This window comes from Acetobacter sp. KSO5 (assembly GCF_044094635.1).
GTDB lineage: Bacteria > Pseudomonadota > Alphaproteobacteria > Acetobacterales > Acetobacteraceae > Acetobacter > Acetobacter cerevisiae.
This window is the reverse complement of the sequence record NZ_CP172014.1, coordinates 2791413-2812979: the sequence shown is the minus strand read 5'-3', so window position 1 is coordinate 2812979 and position 21567 is coordinate 2791413. Positions and strand designations below refer to the sequence as shown.

Below are 21567 nucleotides of genomic sequence, written 5' to 3'. Positions count from 1 at the left end.
CAAAAAGCAAGTTTACTCTCTGTAAGCACTCAGGAGGAGTGCTTGAGAAAACGGGAAAACGCAGGTGTGAATAGCTGGCGAATAGGAGAGGAACTACTTGTGTTTAATAAGGAAATTGTCGTCTGAATAGAGTCGGCTTTATTGTTATGACTTCAGGATGTTCCTCCGGCTCTGGCGTGGATTCAGCCACTACCCCGTAGCGTTTGTGCAACAAGCATCAGGTCCTGCCAGATTTCCTTGCGGGCGGTGGCGCTGGCCCGCAGCTGGAGCGGGTGACGCATGACAAGGGTGGGGAGGGGCGAGGCCAGACCGGGGATAGCCGCAGGCCCCCAGCTTTTGCGGGGCAGGGGCATTTTGGCGTCCAGCAGCATCCGGGCCGGAAGCCGCCCGCACAGCAGCAGCCGCTGGGGAGCAAACAGGGCAATGGCTCGTTCCAGGAAGGGACGACACAGCTTTAGTTCGGCTTCAGTCGGGGCGCGTCCGCCCGGTGGCCGCCAGGGCAGGGCCGTTGCCAGCAGCAAGGTCTGGCGGTCCAGCCCCAATGGGGTGAGCATGCGGGCCAGCAGGTCACCACACAGGCCGGAGAAGACTGCACCGCTCCGGTCTTCATCCGCATCCGGGGCTTCCCCGATAATCATCAGCGGGGCCTGAAGGGGGCCGGTTGGGAAGAGGGTATGCATGGCAGTTGTGCGCAAAGCGCATGCGGAAAAACCATCGACAGCCGAGCGCAAGGCCTCCGGCGTGGTGGCCGCCGCTGCCAGAGCCCGCGCGTGCGCCAGCGTTTGCGCCAGCAGAGCAGGGCCACTTTGTGCCGCCGAACCCCGAGGGCGTGCGGTCTCTGGGGAAGGTGGGGGTGTCTGGCCAGAAACGGAGGGGGCAGGCGGCGCAGCGCGACCCGGAGCACCGGTCAGACGACCATCCGGTGCGCGCCGCATCGCGGGCTCTTCACCGGGGAAACGCATTTTTCCTAAGCGGGCGAGGCGCTGGTCCACGGGGGAGTCGCCCACCACGGTATCCACGCCCCATTCCCCGTACAGGCGCAGAAGAGACAGAGCGGCGTCCATCAGATAAACTGCCACAAAAAGGAGGGGCCGGTTTGGCGGTTGGCTGCGGGCAGGGTAGAGAAGTATCCGCCGTTCATGTCATGTCTCCCCAGTCTTTGACGGAACGGGGCGTATCCAATGGCCTGTTAGGGCCTCTGCCGCTCCTGGATAGGGTCATTATGCTGTTTTGTCGCCTTCTGCCTACGGTTTTCCTGCTGCTATCGGCTTCGGTTCTGACCCCCTGCGCGTCTGCTGCCGCTCCCAAAGGGGCAGAAACCAGCCAGACAGCCCCACCGGAAAAAGCCCCGGGCACACCGCTTCAAACCAAAAGCGACGCCCAGCCAGCGGCCGGTCACATCGATTCGGGGGCGTTCCTCACTGCCGTGGTGGCCACGCATCAGGGGGATGATCTGGACGCAGCCCGGGCCTTTCGGGCCGCAGCCGCCGCAGACCCCACCAATCAGGACCTTCTGAAACAGGCCTTTATCCGCAGCGTGCTGGCCGGAGACCCTGAGGCCGTGCCGCTGGCTCGCGTGACAGCGAAGCTCCCGGAAGGGCAGAGCATCATTTCCTCGCTGGTGCTGGGGAACGATGCCACAGCACGGGGTGACTGGACGGAAGCAGCCCGTTTCTACCAGCAAGCCGGCGCAGACCCTATGGCGCACCTTATTATGCCGCTGCTTCAGGCATGGTGTCAGCAGGCGCAGCATCATGCGGATGAGGCGATTGCGTCTCTCACTCACATTCAGGGTTCTGTGCTGGTGCCGTTTTACACGCTGCACGCCGCTATGATCGCGCAGACGGCTGGCCAGACCGCGCGTGCGGGAGACCTGTTTGCGCAGGCTGCCAAAATGATGCCGGGTTATGACCTTCTGCTCACGCGGTCTCAGGCCGCATGGCTCTGGTCGGAGGGGCAGCAGGACAAGGCGCGGACGCTCATGCGTGGCATGATTCAGGCGGACCCGGTGCTGGCGCTGGCCGGAGCCCAGTTGCAGGCGACTATCAGCCATTTCCCAGTCACGTCCGCGCAGAGCGGTATTGCCCGCGCGTATGTTCTGACGGCGTTTCTCCTGCGTCAGCAAGGCCGCCAGCAGGGGCGGAGCCAGCATCCCGGCCCGAGTGATCATCAGTTTGATGAAGCCTCTCGCCTGATGCTGGGTTTTGCGTTGGGGCTGGACCCGCATCTGGCGGAAGCCCGGCTGATGCTGGCGGAAATTCAGGATGATGAAGGCCATCAGACTGCCGCGCGTGAGACCTTGCTGCGTATCCCGCAAACAGACCCGCTCTACCCCGTTGCCGCTTTCCGTCTGGCGCTGGTGGATGGCTCGACCGGGCATCTGGATGAAGCGCGCACGATTCTGGCGCACCTTGCGCAGGATACGGGCGGGCAAGGACTGGCCGTGCGGGCCTTAGGCAATACCTTGTCTGCTCAGAAGGACTGGAAGGGCGCCATTACGGCCTACAATCAGGCCGTAACGCAGGCGACAGCCAGCAAGACGCTGGACTGGTCGCTCCTGTTCCTGCGGGCCGTAGCGTATCATGAAGCAGGTGACTGGCCCCGTGCGAAGGCAGACCTGCAACAGGCCTTGAAAATGGCCCCGGATGAACCGCTGCTGCTCAATTTCCTCGGCTATTCGATGGTGGAGCGCAAAGAGAATCTGGGTGAGGCCGAAGCCCTGCTGCGCAAGGCCGCTGATCTCGACCCGCAGGATGCCGCCATTCGGGACAGTCTGGGGTGGGTTAAGGTAGAGCAGGGGGATCTGGCGGGCGGCACCGCTCTGCTGGAACGCGCTGCCGAGCAGACGCCGGAAGACCCGGAGGTTAATTACCATCTGGGGGAGGCCTACTGGCGCGCCGGGCGGCAAAGCGAGGCAGTGGACCAGTGGAACGTCGCTCTTGGTCTGCACCCCGAACCAACGGATGAAGCCCTGATCCGAGCCGCACTGGCACGTGCCTCGGCAGCCGGGATTAATAAAGCCACACAGCAGCAGAGCGCCCCTCCGGCAGAGAGCGGCCCTGCCAAAAGCGGAGGAAAGCACACGCCGTGACGTCAGCCACGATGGACCCCACCACCAAAACCCTGACCGAAGCCGCGTCGGCCAAGATCAACCTTTATCTGCATGTCACTGGCAAGCGGTCTGACGGCTACCATCTGCTGGACAGTCTGGTGGTGTTTGCAGGAGCCGGGGACCGCCTGCGGTATGAGCCGGGGCCGGAAGCCCTGCATCTTGTGCTGGCGGGGCGCTTTGGGACAGCACTGAGCGATGCAGCAGGACCGGATAATCTGGTGATGAAAGCCGCTGCGGCGCTGGAAGCTGCGTGCGGCCCTGATGCGCAGGTGCGCGGCGGTCGTCTGGTGCTGGAGAAAGATCTGCCTGTGGCGTCCGGCATTGGCGGTGGCTCGGCGGATGCCGCTGCGGCACTGCGCCTTCTGAACCGTGCATGGAATGCGCAGGTGGATCACGCCACGCTGCTGCGGCTGGCGGAAAATCTGGGCGCGGATGTGCCGGTCTGTCTGGACAGCCAGAGTGCCCGTATGGAAGGCATTGGCGAGGAATTGAGTGCTGCCCCGGTTCTGCCGGCCTGCGGCATGGTGCTGGTGAATTGCGGTCAGGCTGTCTCCACCCCGGATGTGTTCCGCAAGCGTGACGGCGCGTTCTTACCGCGTGCGGCGTTGCCCGCCCGCTGGACGGATGCCGCGAGTATGGTGGCGGATCTGACTCGGCTGGATAACAGTCTTGAAGCCCCGGCCTGCGTGGTGTGTCCGCCAGTCAAAACCGTTTTGTCGGCTATTGAGGGACTGCCTGAGTGCCTGCTGTCCCGCATGAGTGGATCGGGCGCGACCTGCTTTGGCCTGTTCCCCTCCGTGCAGAGTGCACAGGCCGCGGCAGCGCGTCTGGCGCAGGCGGAACCCGGCTGGTGGGTCTGGGGTGGTGGCCTGGTCTAAATCTGGCCAAAAAAGAACCGTAAGCGCTTTGCTCAGAACTCTGATAAAGTGAAGTCCATAATAAAGGGGGGCCTTATGTCTTCTAAAATTGACCTGTCTCTCTCTGAAGACAACACCACTGTTCAGATGACTCTGCCGGGGCAGGGTGACGAGCCGACGGTTGAAGTGCCACTTTCACTGGATGAAGTGACCAGCCTGATTACGGTGCTGGGGCGGTTGCGCCAGACCATGATGGCGGACCATGAAATCCCGCCGATTGAAGGGGCAACCTTTACACCCGTAACCCGCACCCGCTGGGCTTTGCAGCCCGAAGCACGGACGGATGGTTCCTTGCTGGCTTTCCAGCATCCGGCGTACGGTCCGGTCGGGCTGGTGCTGGCGCCGCAGGATGCGGACCGTCTGGGGAAAGCTCTGCAACTGCACGAGCAGATGCGGCGTGACCAGAAAGCCAGCCGCGGCAAACTCAACTAAAATGATCTGAGACTTTCACCGGCCTGTCTGGCGTGGGCTGCTTTGGCCCACGCCAGATAACAGCCGTCAGCGCGGTGTCGGGGTGATCTGTGCAGGGTGTGTGTCGGTCGCAGGAGTGCCCGAAGTTGTCGCTGCCGTGTTAGAGGTACCCTCGCTTGTGTCATCAGACTGGCGGCGGAATACAACAGTCGGTTTGTCCTGCGCATCGACCAGCGCCAGCACATCGCCGGTTGGGGCCAGATGCCAGCCGCGCGTGGCGTCCATATTCTTCAGGAAAAGTTGCTCCGTCGCCATGGCCTGAGGCAGACACGCCATGCGCGTTGTCAGCATCGGGCCGAAGGTGATGTTTGCGCCATCCAGCGTGGCTTTGCTGCGCACCCGGTTGCAGCCGCTAAAGCCGGATACCGTGCCGTCTTCCGCAATGCTCACCGTGGGCGCTTTGCCGCTTTCCGTCACCGGCGCATCGCCCAGCCGTTCGGCTTTCCATGTGCCGATCGGGCTGGCTGTCGCACTGGCGGACGCCCGGCTGAGAACCAGCGTGATGCCAGACGTGTTGCCTTCTGGCACCGGCGTCTGTGTGGTGGTGGTAAACCACGGCCGGCCTTCCACAAAAATGGTGGCTTCCAGCGCGTAGCTGTGGCCGGCTTTCAGCAGGGTGCGGTTGAACTTCAGCGTGAAGGGAATAGGCACCTGCCGCGTGGCGCGCAGGGATGTTCTGGCCAGAACGGGGGCTTTCGCATCCGCTAAAGAAATATCAAGCAGGCGGACTTCCACAACAGACGGGGGAAGAGCCATCCGCTCCCGATACGTCACGTTGCCCCGCAGAGTGGTGGTCGCAGCCTCAGCGGACAGCGGTGAGAGAACAGCAGCACTTACGCCGCAAATGGTCGCAACAAGCAGGGAGCGACGCAGAAAAGACGGGATCACGCTAGGGAGCCTCCTGTTTTAAGGCCAGAAAAAAGTCACGCGAAAACCAGCCTTCGGGCCCAGATTGATTGGCAGCAGGGCCTCCGAAAAGCTGGTTGCACGTTTTACGAGTAAGAATTGTCCTGCATTTTGTGGCACCAGCGCGGCGCCTCTAAGGTCTCGCGCTCCGTGGTCGCCTTAACGGCGACCGTTACGGATGTGGGTGATCAGGCCTGTGAGCCCCGCAGCCAATGCCGCGCCAAACAGGCCAGCTCGAACGCTGGACGTCACAAAGAAGGACAGGGGGCTGTCCACGCGCCGCGCTTTTTCATCAAACGCACCATGCGCGGCAAATGCGCCGGGGGCGGATTTGAACAGATCATCCGCAGCGGTGCTGTCTGCGCAGGTTTTTTCCAGCTGGGCCTTATAGCCATGCTCCGCCATGCGGGCTTCCCGGCAGCCCGGACCCAGAATGCGCCAGATGGCGGCCAGTGTTGTGCTGGGGCCAATGGAGATGGAGCGGCTGGTGGTAAAGGCGGCCCGGCAAATGGCTTCTGCCGCGACTTCCGGCTCATAAACCGGGCCAACGGGCTTCAGGCGCTTGCCAGTCAGGTTACGGGTCCAGCCATAGCGGGGGGTGTTGATGGCGGGCAGGTCCACCATGACAACTCGAATCCGGTCCGCGTCATGCAGCAATTCCGGGCGCAGGCTTTCACAAAAACCACGCAGGGCGGAGCGGGCCCCATTCTCAGCGGCCTGCAACGGCAGGCCACGCAGAGAAGGCGCCAGATCCAGATTGATAATGGCCCCATGCCCACGGCGACGCATATGCTTCAAAGCCGACAGCGTGCCGTTTACGCTGCCCAGATAGGTGACTTCCGTTGCGCGCTGAATGTCCTTGGCGGACAGCACGGCAACTTGCCCAACCACCGTTGCGCCGGCGCAGTTGGCCCAGACGGTAATGGGGCCAAGCTCGGCTTCAATCTGGATGGCAGCCTGCTCAACCGCATCCGCGTCCGCCACATCTACCGGGATCACCAGCGTGCGGATGGAATGGGCAGCCAGTTCTTCCGCTGCGTCTTTCAGCCGGTCTTCATTCCGGCCCAGCAGGGCGATGTCAAAGCCTGCACGGCCCAGCGCCCGGGCGGCAGCCCGGCCAATGCCTGCTCCGGCACCGGTAATGACAGCGATCTGCGTTGGCATGCTCATCGTCTCCCTGCAATCTGTATGTAGAGGTTGCTCTTTATGCTGTCTTGCGCCGGAACCGCCTGCCCTGCAAGGCAGGAGGCAGCGCGGCAGCCGTGCAGAGATCTGGCGTCACAGATACCGCAGAGCGAGCAGTCCGCCTACCAGCAGGACGGCAAAAACGCCCATTACCAGTGGCAGGCGGCGTTCCAGAAAATCCTGAATCGGTGCGCCAAATTTCCACAAAAGTCCGGCGACCAGAAAAAACCGCACGCCACGGGTCACCAGACTGGCCACAATAAAAGGCAGCAGGGAAAAATGAGCCATGCCGCTGGCAATGGTGACAAATTTGTAAGGAATAGGTGTTAGCCCCTTGAGCAGGATAATCCACACACCCCACTGGCGGAATTTGTCCTGCAGGGCTGTCAGCGTATGTTCGGCATGGTAAAAATGCACAATCGGCAGAGCCAGATGCTCCAGCAGAAAAGCACCGATTGCCCAGCCCAGAATGCCACCGATCACACTCGCAACCGTGCAGAGGGAGGCATAAACCCATGCCTTATCCCTGCGGGAAAGAACCATGGGCACCAGCAGCGTTTCCGGCGGAAGCGGGAAAAAGCTGGCTTCCGCAAAGGCCAGAGCCACCAGCCACCAGGGGGCATTGGGGCTGGCTGCGTGCCGTAACACGCGGACATACAGGCGATTAAGCATGAAAAGACGGGCCGGATGCTAAAATGAAAGTCATCCGGCCTTGATGCCACGCGTTTGGGTCTCAGGCCAGAGGCTATCTCAGGCCTTCAGGCGGCCTGTTACATGCTGCGCTCGCGGCGCAGAATTTCTTCGGCCTTGGCGTGAATGGTGTCGTATTCATCCTGCGTCAGGCTGCCCCGGTGCAGCATTTCGCTGGCGCGGGCCAGCGCATCCCGCGCGTGGGTAGCATCCGGAATGGGGTAGCGGCGGCCGGGGAGGGCAAAGGCATCGTCCGGCAGTGCATTACGTTCTTCAGTGGTCAGTTTTGACATGGTCTTCACTCCTGTCCGTCTCACGAAAGGCCGGGGCTTCCAGTTCGTCCAGTTCCGCCATGGCGGCTTCCGCACTCACGGTCGGGACGTCTGAAACCGGCACTTCTCCCGGTCCCGCCGGAACATGGGCGGGGCATGGGCTGCTGAGTGTGCGCGTGACTCTGAACGCGGTAATCACGGCAAGAGATCCAAAAACAATACCGCCTGCCGCGTGCCCCAGCTGTACCCCGGCCGGACCGAAACGGCTGCCAAACCAGACAAAAGGAACGGTGCCCAGTGTGGCCCGCCCCCAGTTGAAAGCGGTGGAATAGAGCGGGAAGCCCAGATTATTGAACGCCGCGTTGGCTACAAACAACATGCCGACAAACAGGAAGGCACCAATAGTCCATGAGCAGAACAGATGAATGAGCAGAGCAGCATTGCCCTGTGCATGGAACCCGGCCACCACGTAATCCTGCAAGGCCGCCAGCAGGACCCATGTGGAGCCAACGCTGAGCATGACGAGCTTGAGGGCTGCCGTCAGCGTCTCGCGCACCCGGTCATACTGCCCGGCTCCCAGATTCTGCGCCATGATAGGGCCGACCGAGCCTGTCAGGGCAAAGACCAGAGAGAACAGCACCGGCACCATACGCTCGATGGAGGCCTGTCCGCCCACGGCTTCCAGCCCGAAGCTTGCCATGGCCCCGGTTACATACGCACCCGCCACCGGCGTGGCCAGATTGGTCAGAATGGCAGGCATTGCTACACCGGCCACATGCCGGGCATCCGGCAGAATGCGGGAGAGGTCAGGGCGGGCAATCATGTCATGCCGCAAGGCCCCGCGCAGACCGGCAGCCGCCACCACAAGGCGGGACAGCACGGTGCTGATAGCTGCCCCGGTCAGCCCTTCATGCAGCCCGAAAATCATTAGCGGGTCCAGCACCGCGGCAACCACGGCCCCCAGCAGCGTAATGTGCATGGAGCCTTTGGCGTCGCCTACGACCCTCATCAGAGAGGATGCCGCCATGCCGACGCAGATCAGTGGCAGAAAAGGGCTGACAACGTGCAGATAGGCCGTGGCATGTTCCAGCGCATCGCCCTGTGCACCAAACAGATGCAGCACAGGATGCGCAGCAAGCGAGGTGATAAGCCCGAGCAGCAACGCGACGACCAGCGTGACAATCAGGGATGAGGAGGCAATATGCCGGGCTTCTTCATGCCGCCCTGCGCCAATCTCCCGCGCGGTGGCGGCACTCAGGCCAATGGTCATACCAATAGAGACGGCAATCTGCAGGCCAAGCACGGCACCGGCAAACCCGATGGCCGCTGTCAGGGCCGGGTCATTCAGATGGCCGATATAGACCATGTTGAGCATGTCCACCGCAAAAACGGCCATCAGGCCAATGGCCCCGGTGCCTGCCATGACAATCACGTGCCGCATGATGCTGCCGGTTGTAAAACAGGCCTTCTGTCTGCCGGGCGGAGGTTGCCGGGTCATATATGCTCCGTTCTGGTACCGTGCGGGTGCCGTATCGTGTCAATCCGGCGCGATGCGGGGAAGTATGTCATGCCTGCTACCCGGCGCGAATGGGGAAAGCTGAATGCCCTGTCTGCCGGGAGCGCACGGCAGAAGGCAGGAGGGTATGAGGTTCAGGGGATGATGAGGGGCTCGGCAGCATTTTCTGCGGGAAGAATGGGATCAGGAACCGCCTCCTTTTCCTCCATATTTTCCAGCGGGTGCCCCAGATAGGCTTCCAGAACCTCGCGGGTCGGGCCATCCATACGGACACGGCCTTCCTCCATCCAGATCAGCCTGTTGCACCAGTCGGCCATGACGTCCGCCATATGGCTGGACAGCACCAGAATATCCGCTTTGGACACCAGCGTTTCCAGCCGTTTGCGGGCGCGCTGGCGGAAGGAGGCATCTCCCGCCATAAACCATTCATCCATCAGCAGCACATCGGGCATGATGGCGGTGGCGAGACCGAAGGAGAGCCGTACGGTCATACCGGAGCTATAGGTCTGTACCGGCAGGTCCAGAAAGGAGCCAAGCCCGGCAAAGGCTTCCACGTCTTCTTCCACCGTGCGGATGTCTGATGGGGAAAGTCCGGCGAACATGCCGCGCAGGCGGATATTCTCGCGTCCCGTCAGTTCCATGTTCATCCCCAGCGAGGGGTCCAGCAGCGTGCCAATATGCCCGCTGACGGTCACGCTGCCATTTACAGGCTCATAAATACCGGCCAGTGCGCGCAAAAGCGTGGTCTTGCCGGCGCCATTGCCGCCGACCAGGCCCAGCCTGTCACCGGGGTTGAGCGTAAAGCTGACATCCCGCAGGGCCTGCACCACCACACGGTCGCGCTCATCATGCGTAAACCGGCCACTCAGAGAGTTGCGGATGGTCTTTTTCAGGCTGCGGGCGTTGCCGTGATAAAGCGGGAAGGAGATTTCCAGATCCCGGACCGTAATACCGACCATGCGTTACACCCAATAAGCCAGACGGGCCCGCATGCGGGCAAACAGTGCGAAAGTGAACACCGTCAGTCCCGCCGACCAGGCCAGAGCTGCGGGCCAGATGGCGGTGTTGACAATGTCCCCGGTAAACGGTGTTCGCACAATTTCCATCAGCGGAAAAAACGGGTCCAGCAGCAGCCAGTCCTGCCCGGTTTTCATCAGTTCCGGAGCCCACAGAATAGGGGTTACAAAAAACAGGATTTGCAGGGTGCTTGCCACAATGGGCGGCACATCGCGGAAGCGTGCCCCCAGAATGCCGAGCAGCAGCGTGGCCATGAAGCTGTCAAAAATCCACAGCGCACACGCAGCCCCCATGCTCCAGGACCACGATGGGGCCACCCGGAACCACAGGAAAACCACCACAACCACAGGGATGTTGTGCGCCAGCGTCAGAAGGTTGCGCACCGTGGCGCGCAGTACATGCAGGCTGTAGGGCATTCGGGCAGAATGGATCAGCCCCGCAGCAGAGGTGAACGTGGTGCAGCCATCCTGCAGAGTGCTACCCACAAACCCCCAGAGGACAAGGGAGAGGGTCAGGAAGGGCAGGTATTTATGCACATCCATGTTCATCAGATAGGCATACAGCACCCCCATGGCCGCCACCATGACGGCGGTTGAGGCTGTCAGCCAGAACGGACCGAGGATGGAACCACGGTAGCGCAGCTTGATATCCAGCCAGCCCAGCGTAGCCCCAAGCCGCGCCAGTTTCATGCCGGAGAGGAGATCCTGCCAGGCATGGCGAAGGTAGGACGCGCCTTTTTCCGGCAGAAGAGTAAGCACCGGCTCCGGTGTGTTGGGAGAGGGCGTATATCCGGTTGCGGGGGTGGTCTGCATGCTGTCCATGATACTCCATGGCGATAGAGAACAGAGTGCCTGTGTGCAAGAGCACGGGTAAGAGGGGCGCGCTTGGATTGTGCTTTTTTGCCACGCTGCGTGTGTGTCTGCCCTGTCGAGCGTCTCTCATGGATGACAACAGCCGTTGTGGTTGCTAAACCCGGCCCCGCTGTAGCCGTCTCACCTTAACGTAGAAAAGCCGGGAACCCTCCTTATCATGAAGATTGTCGCCTGTAACAGCAATCTGCCGCTGGCCAAGGCCGTTGCCGCGGAACTGTCCCTGCCTCTGTGTAATGTGACTGTCCGCCGCTTTGCGGATATGGAAGTCTTTGTCGAAATTCATGAAAATGTGCGTGGTGAGGATGTGTTCGTCATCCAGAGCACCTGCACCCCGACAAATGATAACCTGATGGAACTGCTGATTATGCTGGACGCGCTGCGGCGTGGGTCAGCCCGGCGAATCACCGCGGTCATCCCGTATTTTGGTTATGCGCGGCAGGATCGTAAATCCGGCCCCCGCACGCCTATCAGCGCCAAGCTGGTTGCCAACCTGCTGGTGGAAGCTGGCGCCAACCGCGTGCTGACGCTGGACCTGCATGCCATGCAGATTCAGGGCTTCTTCGACATTCCGGTGGATAACCTGTATGCCGCCCCGCTGTTTACCCGTGACATCCTCAGCCGTTACGGCGATCGTGACCTGATGATCGTCTCCCCGGACGTAGGCGGTGTGGTGCGTGCGCGGCAGCTGGCGCAGCGCCTGAATACCGACCTCGCTATCATCGACAAACGGCGTGAACGCGCTGGTGTGTCTGAAGTGATGAACGTGATTGGTGACGTGCGTGGCCGCCACTGCCTGCTGGTGGACGATATTGTTGATAGTGGTGGCTCTCTGTGCAACGCAGCACGGGCCATTGCCAATAACGGTGCAGCGTCTGTCGGTGCCTACGTGACGCATGGCGTGCTGACCGGGCAGGCTGTGGAACGTGTCGCAAACTCCCCGATTGAAATGCTGACCTTGACGGATAGCATCATGGCCACTGAAAGTGTGACAGCAGCGCACAACATCCGGCAGGTGACCATTTCCAACCTGCTGGCGCAGGCCATGCGGGCCGTTGCTGATGAGAGTTCCGTCTCCTCCCTGTTTGATTGAGATCCATGACACAGCTTCACCCCCGCTCTTACTGGTATCTTCGTCACGGCCAGACCGACTGGAACCGTGAAGGTCTGTCTCAGGGGCGCACCAACGTGCCCCTGAACGCGACGGGGATTGCGCAGGCCGATGCGGCGGCGAAGCTGTTTCAGGATGGTATTCAAACCCATGCGCCCATCACGCACATTGTCAGCTCCCCGCTCGACCGGGCGTTGAAAACGGCCACCATTGTGCAACAGGGATTGGTGGCGGAGGGATGTGCCCCACTGCCGCTGACGACCGATATCGGGCTGGAAGAAGTCTGCTTTGGTGAGCAGGAAGGCCAGCCGATGGGCGACTGGTACGATAGCTGGATTGCCGGAGATTACACCCCCAACGGTGCCGAACCGTTTGCAGACCTGCGGGCGCGGGCTGTGGCCGCGGTCAACCGGGCGACCGAAGCAGGGGGGATTCCTCTGATTGTCGCACACGGCGCGCTGTTCCGGGCGCTCCGCTCCGCTATGAGCCTGCCAGCGAATGTCCGGCTGCCTAACGCCACCCCGCTATGGATTCAGCCCCCGGAAGAACAGATCAGCCCGGCCTGGCAACTGACCGTGATGGCGGACTGAGTTCCTCTCCACAGTATCGTTTTATTCGGCTTTATGAGTCATCCAGCTATCGGATCCGACAGGCCGGCAAGCGCATCTCCCTGTGTCCTGAACGCACCAAGATAGGCATATGGGGCCATGAGAATGGCAATAAGAGAAGGCAGGGAGGTGTGCAGTGGGATCACCAGCCCACCCCCGGATTGCTTTATTCTTTCTGCCGGTGCTCCAATATCATACACAATAGCGGCTCTGTTACTCGTCCAGATATGCGTCAACACATACGACCATGTTTCGGGCCAGAGCGACGGTAGAAAAAACCAGTCGATCGCATATTTTTCGGTCAGGGGCTGTATTTCATATTCCTGATAACGGCCGGTCATGGTGACAACGCCGGTTTCCAGAAGTGGCGCGTCATTGCAGCTATAGCCAATAATAACCAGCTGAATGGGAATATGATGTGTTTTGATGAACTGCGCTAAATCAAGAACAATATCATAGCCTTTTTCAATACTGATTGCGCCCAGAATCCCGATAATGCGTTTTTCATGGGGTGCTTTTTGAGGAAAGAAAAGCGTATCAACATTCAGAATATGCTCCCACGGCGTAACGTCAGCCTGAATGGTGGGAAACTGTCTTTGGATACGATTGGCCGCATCCTGGGAAGGGCAGATGACGTGCTGTGCATTGTCCAGAAGGCTTCGGCTCCAGTATCGGAGTTTTTGTAAAGGTGCAGGATCGTCAGTCCGGCTGCCAAAGGTATTTACGCAGTTCTGGCAGGTTTTAAGGTCGGGCTCGCCACAATAATGGTTTTCATCAGCCACCAGCGTGATACGCGGGCAAAACCAGGAATAATCATGAATATAAATGTCATACGGCAAGCCAAGCTCTGAAAGACTGAAAATCTTTTCAATTGAGCTGCCAATATAGCTGTGGATTTCAAATTTTTCACAGTTGAGGTCTTTATAAAGTGCTCTGAAACTAAAGGCATTGCGGGGAATGGTCAGGTTTGGATAATCCTTGTCCCGGAGGGATTTCAGTCTCCAGAGCGGGCGGCCGGAACGATGAATTTCAGGCACCATGACGAATGCAGCAATACCGGCTTGTTCATAAAACGATGCCCGATGCCCGACATGGCGCAGAATGCCGCCCTCCCGATCATGCATGATAAGGATAACAGATTTCAAAAATGCTCTGCTGTTGTGCAGTCGTGCGAGGTCCAGTTTCTTTCTGTAAGGGGCGAGCGGGTCTCGGTCCTGCCAGCGTGCTATAAGCTGGTCGTAACCCGGATGCAGCCCATTCATAATGTCGAGGTTTCTGGCAATCAGATCCGACTTGACGGGACTGAAAGACTGGCTTTCTGCGTGCCCCACAAACGTTCCCAGACAGGCGACGTGACGCCACCCTAATGCTGTGGCGCGGCAAGAAAAATCATTTTCCTCCCCATACCCTTGCGCAAAAATATCTTCTCGTAGCAAACCTGTTTGTTGCAGGCAGGCAGATTTGACATACATGCAAAATCCATGAGCTGTCGGAACATCAACTGTTTCTCCGTGCCATATCCTGCTCATAATCGCGCTAAGGTCCTGACAGGCTCTGGCGTCAGGAATGGGGTTGATCCCGTTTGCTGAAGGATAGCTGAAAATAGTGGCGTTATTTGAAAGAGGCGTTGCTGTGCCAATGTCGGTCTGCGCATAGGCAGCCCTCTGGAGTTGTGTCAGCCAGTTACGACATACAAGTGTATCACTGTTGAGCAAAACAACATCTTCATACGGTCTTCTCTGACGCAGCCCCCGGTTAACAGATTTTGGAAAGCCAAGGTTTTTCTCATTGTTGAGGATAAAAACGTCAGGTTTATTCTTAATGTGAGAAAGGTATTTTAGAATATCTGGGTTTGGAGAGGCATCATTCACGATAATAAGCCGGGCATGAGGTGCTTTGTGTTTAAGGCACAGAGTAATACAATTTTTGGTGGCTAGAAAACCATCGTAAACCGGAATAATGATCGCAACAGAAGGGAATTTTTGTTTTTTTGTTGGTTTTTCTGATAAAGATATCGGAGGAAAGGTGCCTTCTTCTAAGGAGGTAGCCGGGAAGCGGCGAGAGATATCCAGCGCATACTGTCTGGCGCTTTCTGCAAAGGGATCAAGAGCGAGGGGGCTTCCATACAAAGGTTTCCCATGCTCAGAGCAAACACTGAACAAAGTTGCTTTTGATGCAAGTTTTTCTTTTTTTATCGAAAAAGCATGTTTGATTGTATCTCCGGCAATGTTCGCTGGGGTAAAGAATTTGACCGTATCGGTAAAAAGATGGATGGGCTTCTGAATGGGGTCATGGGGCGTAAGGACCAGTTTTACCGCCGCCTCCGGGTTGGCTGGGTAACGGGCCCAGCCAGAAAGACCCCCTGGACCAGCGGAAACAAATCCTTCTGTTTTGAGAAAATGTGGGATTTCAAACAGACCACCCAGCAAGGTGTCTTGCCGAATAGTGACATGGACTTGTTTTAAAAGCTTCCAGTCTTCCAGAAGAAAAATAGAAATTCTTTTATAATTTGAGAGAATTTCAAAGGAGGAGGCAGGATAACTGATGCCATCCATCACAACACTGATATCTTCCAGATCAACAGACCTGCGAAAAGTCAGATGGATCTTGCCTGACCCTGAAAATGTGCACCATCCCGCCTTGGTCGTGGCAAAACACACCGCATCGGCCAGCACTTGAAAAGCGGGGAGATCAAGGTCTGTATAGCTGGTGAGGAGAGACTGAAAATCCTCATAAGCCAGAGTGTAGTGAGAAAACCGCAGGCGGGTTGCAATGAGTAAAATACGGCAGATGCGGGACTGTGATTTTGATTTGATGAACTCAAAGGGTTCAGAGGCTGTTGGAATGCCAAGAAGCAGGCGTATGATCCCGATTCCTATTGTAATCAGCCCATTATCTGGCTGAACTCTTTGTAAATATTCCCAGTTTTCCAGAAGCTTCGGAAGGGACGCAAAATCGAAAGAAGGGAATTTTTCTTTTTTGAGAGAATATTCGATAGTCAAAAGGATTTTGATCAAGAATTTACGAAAAATCGTATTTTCTGTAATCATTAGGCGTCCTTATTTTTCAATATCTTCAAAATCGTAAAAGGAACATATGATCTTAATAGTGCTGATTTGTAGAACTTTTCCAATTATATGGAAATAGATTTTTCCATATATTTTGCAGGAATTGCATTCGTTAACGCAGGGGATAGGCTCTTCCTCAGATTAAAGCATGGAGCAATATCGTCCCATTTTGAACGTATTTCGCCGGGTCGCAGAGAGGAGAAGGGAGGCGTTATGTGACTCCAGCCCCTCTCCATGCGGGCCGAGAACCGCCTTAACCCTGATAGACTGGTCCTGTGGGCAGGAGCTTGCCCGGATTGAGAATGTGGTGCGGGTCCATGGTGTTTTTCAGAGCACGCATAACGCTCAGTGCGCCGGCACCATGCTCAGTTTCCAGAAAATCGAGCTTACCCATGCCAACGCCATGTTCCCCACTGCAGGAGCCTTCCAAAGCCAAGGCACGGGCAACAATCTTCTTGTCCAGCTCCCATGCCTGAGCGTGCCCTTCCGGCGTGTCTTCCGTAATAATCAGGGTATGGAAATTCCCATCCCCCACATGGCCCAGCAGCGGGGCACGCAGGCCAGAGGCTTTGATATCCTCATACACGCCATCAATCAGAGTGCCGAGGCGGGAGATGGGCACAATGCAGTCGGTGGAAATGACGCGTGCCTGTGGGTCCAGCGCTTTGGCAGCCCAGAACGCATCATGCCGGGCTTTCCAGAGGCGGGAACGGTCTTCCGCGCTTTCAGCCCATGCAAACCCCAGACCATTATTGGCTTCTACCAAGGCTTCGGTTGCGCTCACCTGTTCTTCCACTGCGGCGGGGGCACCGGCAAATTCAAAAAACAGCGTGGTAAGGGGGCGATACCCTTCCAGCTTGGAAAACTGAATGGAAGCCTGCATCTGCACAGGGTCCATCAGTTCCACGCGGTTGATGGGAATACCGCACTGAATGATTTCCATGGCGGTCTGCACAGCATCATGCAGATTTTCAAACTGACAGACTGCGGCTGATAATGTTTCAGGGCGTCCATGCAATTTCAGCTGGACTTCCGTGATAATGCCTAGTGTGCCCTCTGATCCAACAAACAGAGAGGTCAGGTCATACCCTGTCGAAGATTTTCGTACACGTCCACCTGTCTGGATAATCTCACCCGTTGCCAGAACGACCGTTAGACCCAGCACGTTTTCCTTCATGGTGCCGTAGCGCACAGCGGCGGTGCCAGAAGCACGGGTTGCGCACATACCGCCCAACGTGGCCTCGCCACCGGGGTCTACCGGAAAGAACAATCCGGTGTCGCGGATCTGCGCGTTCAGGCTCTGGCGTGTCAGGCCAGCCTGCACGCGGCAATCAAGATCTTCCGTATTAACTGCAAGAATGCCCGTCATGCGGGATAGGTCGAGACTAATCGCATGTTCCGGCGGCACCACGTGTCCTTCAACCGATGTGCCAGCCCCAAACGCTACCACCGGCACGCGCTGGGCGTGGCAGGCACGGAGAACAGCGGAAACATCCTCCGTGCTTTCTGCAAAAACCACCGCTGCTGGCAGGCAGGAGGCATTCATCGCCTCGCCATGGCTATGCTCTTCCCGCACGGAAGGCGCGGTGCTGATCTGCGTATCCAGGGTGGTCCGCAGTGTGGTCAGAACAGCGTGCAGGCGCTCTGCGGCGGAAGCGGCGTTTTCAGGCATCACGAAATATCCAGAAAGAAAAATAGGCTATCAGAGGCCACTTTCATAAAGCAGAATGGTGGTTTGGTAAAATTTTCTGCTTCCGCACACTCATGTTCGATCTGGAAGTTGTTACGCGTCTCGTAACGTTGTTTGTGTTAACCCCTGTTTCAGCAGGGTTTCTGTTGTTTCCACCAGTATGCGCCCACTGGCTTCGTCGCGGGCAGGTGCGGGGAGGCGTGGAGCAAGACGGATCTTGTAGCGCATGGGGAGTGGTGGCCGGCGCAGGAAGGGCCAGCCCTGAGACAGATAGGGGGAGTCCGTTTCAATCAGAATGGGTTGCACGGTGGAGTGGGTGCGTTGCGCAATGGCGGCAAAGCCCGGCTGAAACGGTCCCGGTTCTGCGCCTGCACGGGAGCGTGTTCCTTCGGGAAATAGCAGAAGCTGACAGCCTTCTTTCAGGCTGTCCGTTGCAGGGGCAATGAGCTTTAACAAACTATCATGCCGGATATAGCCTGCCGTGCGGAGGGTGCTACCGAGTGTGGGGCGTTCCCAGATGGACGCTTTGGTCACACATACCAGCCGTGGCAGGGCCGCAGCCAGAATGAGGCTGTCCAGACGGGAGGGGTGGTTGGCAACCAGCACCAGCCCGCTTTCCTGCCGGATGGCAGCAAGCTCACGCAGGTCACAGTCCAGAATGCCCATGGCGTGGAGAAAGCGCACGGAAAAATGGGCGACATGATAGAGCCAGAAGCGGCCGAGTTTGCGCCGCCGAGGTCCTTCTGGCAGCAGGTTTCGCAGCACAAAAGCTCCGGCATCCAGTGCCAGAAAAATCACGGCAATTCCCAAAAGGGAGGCATAAAAACGCACACAGGCGCTTAAAGCAGAGAGGCGGAACATGCGGGCTCAGGCTTTATCCGTCAGAGTGATGCCCTGCAAGGTGAGGGCTTTTCTGCATACTGGCCAGCTCACCCTTCTGCCAGTGGAAAATGACACGCGACAGAATGGCTCGGTCCGATCCGGCGCAGGGCTGGCTCTTCCGTCCGGCAGCGGCCCTGCACAAACGGGCAGCGGGTATGAAAGCGGCAGCCTGCAGGCCGTGCCACCGGGCTGGGAATGTCGCCGCCCAGCGGTGCAGCGCGGACAGCACCCACCACAGGGCGGGGCACCGCAGCAGTCAGCGCGGCAGAATAAGGGTGCGCGGGGCGGTGCAGTACGGCATCTGTCTCGCCCAGTTCCACTACGGCGCCGAGATACATGACGGCCACGCGGGTAGAAATCTGCCGCACCACCGCGAGATCATGCGCAACAAATACGTAGGTCAGCCCCAGCCGGGCCTGAAGGTCTGCAAACAGATTAACAATCTGCGCCTGCACGGACACATCCAGCGCGGACACGGGCTCATCCGCCACCACCAGCCGAGGCGAGAGCGCCAGCGCACGGGCAATATTTATACGCTGCCTCTGGCCGCCGGAAAATTCGTGCGCATAACGGTCCAGTGCCGCAGCGGGCAGACTGACCAGATCCATCAGTTCGTGCAGACGGGCTGCGATGGTCGCGCGCGAGCGTTTCCGACCGTCCGGGCCGGGATGAACCTTCAGCGGTTCGGCCAGCAGATCCCCAATACGACGGCGTGGATTGAGCGAAGCATAGGAATCCTGAAACACCATCTGCATCTGCTGGCGGAGCGGGCGCAAAGCGCGTTCACTCAGATGGGTGATGTCCTGCCCTTCAAACAGGATCTGCCCGGACGAAACATCCGTCAGACGCAGCAGGCACCGGCCCAGCGTGGACTTGCCGCAGCCGGATTCTCCAACCAGCCCCAGCACTTCTCCCGGCATGACAGAGAGCGAAATCCCATCAACAGCCTTCAGGGTTTGCCCGCGCGGCAGGTGATAGGTCTTGCGCACGTCCCGGACCTCCAGCAGCGGTCTGGCACTGGCACTGGCACTGGCACTGGCACTGGCACTGGCACTGGCACTGGCACTGGAGGGCGCGCTAGTCGCGGAGAAAGTGGCTGACGTGGTCATTAGTGAGGTTCCCCGGCAGCAAATGAGGAAGGGGGAAAACCTGTCGCATCCGCCTCATCGCCAGCCGAAAGCTCGCTGTACGTTAGTCGTGGAGGCAAAGGTGTGCCTTCTGCCGGGAGAACACAGGCGGCAAACTGGACAGGTTGGGTCGATGGGGCGGCCGCAGAGACCTGTGCGGTTGCGTCGTCCTGCGGAGCAGCGAGGGGATCATACCCCGTCGGCACCAGTGGCGGCGGTGGAGCGGGCAGGCAGGTGTCGTGCACATAGGTGCAGCGCGGCGCGAAGGCACAGCCAGCCGGGCGCTCCAGCGGTGCTGGTGGTGCTCCGGCAATAGCAGGCAGTCGGTGGGGGCGTGGGCCATCCAGCGGCGGGATAGAAGCCAGAAGAGCTGCCGTATAAGGATGGCCGGGGTGGGCAAACAGGGCCTCTGTCGGGCCTGTTTCCGCCACCCGACCTGAATACAGCACCAGTGTCGTGTCACAGGTTTCGGCCACAACGCCCATGTCATGCGTAATCAGCAGCACGGAGGAACCGTAGGTGCTGCGCAGGGAGCGGATCAGGTCCAGAATTTGCGCCTGCACCGTTACGTCCAGCGCTGTGGTGGGTTCATCGGCAATCAGCAGGGACGGATTGCAGGAGAGCGCCATGGCAATCATGGCGCGTTGCCGCAGGCCCCCGGAAAGCTGATGCGGGTAGCGATCAGCCGTACGGGCCGGGTCAGGCACGCCCATCTCAGCCAACAGTTCAACCGTGCGGGCGCGGGCCTGTTTGCGGGAGAGGCGCTCATGCGCGCGGATCTGCTCGTCAATCTGCCAGCCGATTGTGTAAACTGGCGTAAAGGCCGTCATCGGGTCCTGAAAGATCATGGCAATCTCGCGCCCACGCAGGCGACGGAGTTGCTTTTGCGGCAGCCCGACCAATTCCTGCCCCCGGAACAGGGCGGAGCCGGTAATCTGCACACCGGGGCTGTCAATCAACCCCATCAGCGCCATGGCGGTGACGGATTTGCCTGAGCCGGATTCCCCCACCAGCCCGAGAATATCCCGCTCACCCAGCGTGAAGGACACATGCTCCACAATCGGGATCATGCGCCCACGGGAGGGAAAGCTGACGCACAGGTCTCGCACATCCAGTAACGGAGTGGTCATGGGAGGGGCGGTCTCAGCGGGCATCACGCACCCTCGGGTCCAGAAAAAGGTAGAGGATGTCCACCACCGCATTGGCCAGCACCACAAATACGGCGGAATACATCACGGTGGCCATAATCAGCGGCAGGTCCAGATTGGTGAGTGCCTGATAGGTTAGCCGCCCCACACCGGGCAGCCCGAACACCACTTCCGTCAACAAAGCGCCGCCGCCCACAAGCTGCGCAAAATCCAGCCCGAACAGGGAGACAAAGGTTACCATAGAGGTGCGCAGGCCGTGGCGCAGCAGAATACGGGTAGGGGAAAGCCCCTTGGCCCGTGCTGTGCGCATGAAGTCCTCACCAGAAAGCGCGACCAGATCCGCCCTTAAGACGCGGCTGTAAATGCCGATGAACATAACGGCCAGAACAATCCACGGAATGACCAGCGCCTTGAACCATCCCCACGGGTTTTCCGTCAGCGGCACATAGCCCAGCCCCGGCACCCACGAGAACAGCCATGTGTCATGATACCGGCTTTGCGTGATGAGGTTGGCCACCTGCCCCAGCCAGAACACCGGCATGGAAATGCCGATCAGCCCCAGCATCATCAGCCCACGATCAATCCATGTGCCTTTTAGGGCCGCAGCGATGGTGCCCATGGCAATGGACAGCACCACCCAGATAAGAGCCGCTCCACACACAAGAGAAACCGTTACGGGAGCAGCCCGTGCAATTTCCGGCACCACCAGTTCACCCCGGTCCACATAGGAGGCGAGGTCCTGCGTGATGAACAGCTTCTTCATCATGGTGGCGTATTGCACAGGCAGAGGGCGGTCGAACCCGTATTCCTGCCGTACTTTTTCCATGGTCTGGGGGGAGGCGTTGCGTCCGGCAATACGGGCTGTGGGGTCTGCCCCTGGTGTGGCGAAAAACACCAGAAACACCAGCGCAGAAATTCCGAACAGAACAAACACGGTCTGCCCAAGTCGGCGGAGGAGGACCATCATCATGCGTCAGC

The 21567-nt window shown here is 59.0% G+C and carries 19 protein-coding genes; 5 read left to right on the top strand and 14 right to left on the bottom strand.

What is annotated here, in order from left to right; genetic code table 11:
* Positions 1–182 precede the first annotated feature (182 nt).
* Complete coding sequence (locus ACHQGU_RS12695) at positions 183–1079, bottom strand: uracil-DNA glycosylase family protein (protein WP_395495264.1); 897 nt, start codon at positions 1077–1079, stop codon at positions 183–185.
* Positions 1080–1222: 143 nt separating this feature from the next.
* Here ACHQGU_RS12695 and ACHQGU_RS12690 point away from each other — a divergent pair, with 143 nt between their 5' ends.
* The 3 genes from ACHQGU_RS12690 (at position 1223) to ACHQGU_RS12680 (ending at position 4461) form a co-directional block, all read left to right on the top strand.
* The gene (locus ACHQGU_RS12690; protein ID WP_395495263.1) at positions 1223–3091 is read left to right on the top strand and encodes a tetratricopeptide repeat protein; all 1869 of its coding nucleotides are present in this window, start codon (positions 1223–1225) and stop codon (positions 3089–3091) included.
* Positions 3092–3102: 11 nt separating this feature from the next.
* A complete protein-coding gene (locus ACHQGU_RS12685) occupies positions 3103–3990 on the top strand; it encodes a 4-(cytidine 5'-diphospho)-2-C-methyl-D-erythritol kinase (RefSeq protein WP_395496439.1) in 888 nt (295 codons plus the stop codon).
* 75 nt (positions 3991–4065) lie between these two features.
* Complete coding sequence (locus ACHQGU_RS12680; RefSeq protein ID WP_395495262.1) at positions 4066–4461, top strand: hypothetical protein; 396 nt, start codon at positions 4066–4068, stop codon at positions 4459–4461.
* A 66-nt stretch (positions 4462–4527) separates the two neighbouring features.
* On the opposite strand, the gene ACHQGU_RS12675 is transcribed toward ACHQGU_RS12680, so the two are convergent.
* The 7 genes from ACHQGU_RS12675 to ACHQGU_RS12645 form a co-directional block, all read right to left on the bottom strand.
* Positions 4528–5388, bottom strand: a complete 861-nt coding sequence (locus ACHQGU_RS12675; RefSeq protein ID WP_395495261.1) for a YbaY family lipoprotein — start codon at positions 5386–5388, stop codon at positions 4528–4530.
* Between the two features lie 177 nt (positions 5389–5565).
* Positions 5566–6570 carry an SDR family oxidoreductase gene (locus ACHQGU_RS12670; RefSeq protein WP_395495260.1) on the bottom strand — a complete coding sequence of 335 codons (1005 nt, stop codon included), beginning with the start codon at positions 6568–6570 and terminating at the stop codon, positions 5566–5568.
* Between the two features lie 114 nt (positions 6571–6684).
* Positions 6685–7263 carry a YqaA family protein gene (locus ACHQGU_RS12665; RefSeq protein WP_395495259.1) on the bottom strand — a complete coding sequence of 193 codons (579 nt, stop codon included), beginning with the start codon at positions 7261–7263 and terminating at the stop codon, positions 6685–6687.
* Between the two features lie 98 nt (positions 7264–7361).
* On the bottom strand, positions 7362–7574 hold the full coding sequence (locus ACHQGU_RS12660) for a hypothetical protein (RefSeq protein ID WP_395495258.1): 213 nt from the start codon (positions 7572–7574) through the stop codon (positions 7362–7364).
* Positions 7555–9051 (bottom strand): MATE family efflux transporter, encoded by a 1497-nt coding sequence (locus tag ACHQGU_RS12655; protein ID WP_062249208.1) that lies wholly within the window; start codon positions 9049–9051, stop codon positions 7555–7557. The genes ACHQGU_RS12660 and ACHQGU_RS12655 overlap by 20 nt, the downstream gene beginning before the upstream one ends.
* Before the next feature lie 152 nt (positions 9052–9203).
* Positions 9204–10028 (bottom strand): ABC transporter ATP-binding protein, encoded by an 825-nt coding sequence (locus tag ACHQGU_RS12650; protein WP_395495257.1) that lies wholly within the window; start codon positions 10026–10028, stop codon positions 9204–9206.
* Between the two features lie 3 nt (positions 10029–10031).
* Positions 10032–10898 (bottom strand): ABC transporter permease, encoded by an 867-nt coding sequence (locus tag ACHQGU_RS12645; RefSeq protein ID WP_395495256.1) that lies wholly within the window; start codon positions 10896–10898, stop codon positions 10032–10034.
* A 217-nt stretch (positions 10899–11115) separates the two neighbouring features.
* On the opposite strand from ACHQGU_RS12645, the gene ACHQGU_RS12640 reads away from it, so the two are divergent.
* Positions 11116–12048, top strand: a complete 933-nt coding sequence (locus tag ACHQGU_RS12640; protein ID WP_062142141.1) for a ribose-phosphate pyrophosphokinase — start codon at positions 11116–11118, stop codon at positions 12046–12048.
* Positions 12049–12053: 5 nt separating this feature from the next.
* Complete coding sequence (locus ACHQGU_RS12635) at positions 12054–12656, top strand: histidine phosphatase family protein (protein ID WP_062142142.1); 603 nt, start codon at positions 12054–12056, stop codon at positions 12654–12656.
* Between the two features lie 38 nt (positions 12657–12694).
* Here the strand turns inward: ACHQGU_RS12635 and ACHQGU_RS12630 are convergent, their stop codons facing one another.
* The 6 genes from ACHQGU_RS12630 to ACHQGU_RS12605 form a co-directional block, all read right to left on the bottom strand.
* Positions 12695–15724, bottom strand: coding sequence for a glycosyltransferase (locus tag ACHQGU_RS12630; protein WP_395495255.1), 3030 nt, complete (start codon positions 15722–15724; stop codon positions 12695–12697).
* 271 nt (positions 15725–15995) lie between these two features.
* Positions 15996–17414 (bottom strand): FAD-binding oxidoreductase, encoded by a 1419-nt coding sequence (locus tag ACHQGU_RS12625; protein WP_395495254.1) that lies wholly within the window; start codon positions 17412–17414, stop codon positions 15996–15998.
* 111 nt (positions 17415–17525) lie between these two features.
* On the bottom strand, positions 17526–18293 hold the full coding sequence (locus tag ACHQGU_RS12620; protein ID WP_395495253.1) for a lysophospholipid acyltransferase family protein: 768 nt from the start codon (positions 18291–18293) through the stop codon (positions 17526–17528).
* A 68-nt stretch (positions 18294–18361) separates the two neighbouring features.
* A complete protein-coding gene (locus ACHQGU_RS12615) occupies positions 18362–19423 on the bottom strand; it encodes an ABC transporter ATP-binding protein (RefSeq protein ID WP_395495252.1) in 1062 nt (353 codons plus the stop codon).
* Positions 19423–20595: an ABC transporter ATP-binding protein gene (locus ACHQGU_RS12610; RefSeq protein WP_395495251.1), complete on the bottom strand. Its 1173-nt coding sequence runs from the start codon at positions 20593–20595 to the stop codon at positions 19423–19425. Before ACHQGU_RS12610 ends, ACHQGU_RS12615 begins: the two co-directional genes overlap by 1 nt.
* Entirely contained in the window at positions 20585–21559 is a 975-nt protein-coding gene (locus tag ACHQGU_RS12605) for an ABC transporter permease (protein WP_395495250.1), read from the bottom strand. Before ACHQGU_RS12605 ends, ACHQGU_RS12610 begins: the two co-directional genes overlap by 11 nt.
* Between the last annotated feature and the right edge of the window lie 8 nt (positions 21560–21567).